The organism is Geobacillus sp. WSUCF1 (genome assembly GCF_000422025.1).
GTDB lineage: Bacteria > Bacillota > Bacilli > Bacillales > Anoxybacillaceae > Geobacillus > Geobacillus zalihae.
Window position 1 is genome coordinate 1 of the sequence record NZ_ATCO01000258.1, and the last position, 2038, is coordinate 2038.

Genomic DNA, 2038 nt, shown 5'->3' on the forward strand with positions numbered 1-2038 from the left:
GGGATAATGAATGAGTAAGAAAGATACATGTGAAATTTATTGTTATGACGAAGAAAAAGTCAATCGAATACAAGGGGAATTGCAAAAAGAAGATATATCCAGTGTTGTCCTGTTGTTTAAAGCACTGGCAGATGAAAATAGGGCAAAAATTGCCTATTCACTTTGCCAAGATGAAGAGTTATGTGTATGTGATATTGCCAATATCATTGGGGCTTCTGTTGCAACCACTTCCCATCATTTACGGACTCTTTATAAACAAGGGATTGTAAAGTATCGAAAAGAAGGAAAGCTAGCATTTTATTCGCTGGATGATGACCATATTAAGCAGTTAATCATGATTGCGTTAGCACATGATAAAGAGGTGAAAGTCCGTGTCTGAACAACAAGCAAAATTATCTAAATCAGAAGCGAAAACCTACCGTGTTCAAGGATTTACTTGTGCAAACTGTGCGGCAAAGTTTGAAAATAATGTAAAATCATTGCCAGGTGTTCAAGATGCTAAAGTAAACTTTGGAGCATCTAAAATTACCGTTTGGGGTACAACAACCATCGAAGAATTAGAAAAAGCAGGAGCTTTTGAAAACTTAAAGGTTCGGGAAGATAAAGAAAAATCAGTCAAGCGTGAACCTTTTTGGAAGCAAAAAGAGAACATTAAAGTGTATATTTCCGCCGTTTTGCTTGTGATCAGTTGGTTTTTAGGGAAGCAATACGGAGAAGAGCATATCTTTGCGACAATTGGATATGCTGCAGCAATTTTAATCGGTGGATATTCGTTATTTATAAAAGGTTTCAAAAACCTAGTTCGATTGAATTTTGATATGAATACGCTGATGACAGTGGCGATTTTAGGAGCTGCAGCGATTGGTGAATGGGGAGAAGGTGCAACGGTTGTTATTCTATTCGCCATTAGCGAAGCCTTAGAGCGTTATTCCATGGATAAAGCTCGTCAATCCATTGAATCGTTGATGGATATTGCTCCAAAAGAAGCATTAATTCGTCGCGGAAATGAAGAAATGATGGTCCCTGTTGACGATATTCAAGTCGGAGATATTATGATCGTAAAGCCTGGTCAGAAATTAGCGATGGATGGAATCGTCATCAAGGGTACATCTACGCTAAATCAGGCTGCCATTACGGGAGAAAGTGTTCCAGTAACCAAAACAGTCGGTGATGAAGTCTTTGCAGGAACATTGAATGAAGAAGGGTTATTGGAAGTAAAAGTTACAAAACGAGTGGAAGATACAACTCTTTCGAAAATCATCCATTTAGTGGAAGAAGCTCAAGCAGAACGAGCACCTTCTCAAGCGTTTGTAGATCGTTTTGCCAAATACTATACACCAGCCATTATCATTTTTGCTCTTTTACTAGCCGTTATTCCTCCATTATTTATGGGTGCTGATTGGAGCGAATGGATTTATCGAGGTCTAGCTGTATTAGTGGTTGGTTGTCCGTGTGCGTTGGTTATTTCCACGCCTGTTTCGATTGTAACTGCCATTGGAAATGCAGCGAAAAACGGTGTGTTAATTAAAGGTGGTATTTATTTAGAGGAAGCAGGAAACTTAAAAGTGATTGCTTTTGATAAAACAGGAACATTAACAAAAGGTATTCCTTCCGTCACCGATGTAGTCACTTATAATGGCAATGAAAATGAACTAATGACCATTACAGCAGCCATTGAAAAAGGCTCACAACATCCACTTGCTTCCGCCATTATAAGAAAAGCAGAAGAAGATGGATTGAATTTTAATGATGTATCGGTTGAAGAATTCCAATCCATTACAGGTAAAGGGGTCAAAGCCAAAGTAAATAACGCAATGTATTATGTCGGAAGTCCAGGTCTTTTTGAAGAACTTCTTCCAAATGGCATCCAATCAGAAATAAAAGAACAAATTACAACCCTTCAAATACAAGGGAAAACGGTCATGGCATTAGGAACGGAAAAAGAAATTCTGGCGTTAATTGCCGTGGCAGACGAAATAAGAGAATCATCCAAAGAGGTTATTCGAAAACTTCATCAAGTCGGTATTGAAAAAACGGT

2 protein-coding genes are annotated in these 2038 nt (G+C 38.3%); both read left to right on the top strand.

Going from position 1 to position 2038, the window contains the following annotated elements; genetic code table 11:
* Positions 1–10: 10 nt before the first annotated feature.
* Entirely contained in the window at positions 11–379 is a 369-nt protein-coding gene (locus I656_RS00380) for a metalloregulator ArsR/SmtB family transcription factor (protein WP_011230088.1), read from the top strand.
* The coding region (locus I656_RS00375) for a heavy metal translocating P-type ATPase (protein ID WP_020756904.1) at positions 372–2038 on the top strand (1667 nt) is incomplete at its 3' end. The genes I656_RS00380 and I656_RS00375, both read left to right, overlap by 8 nt.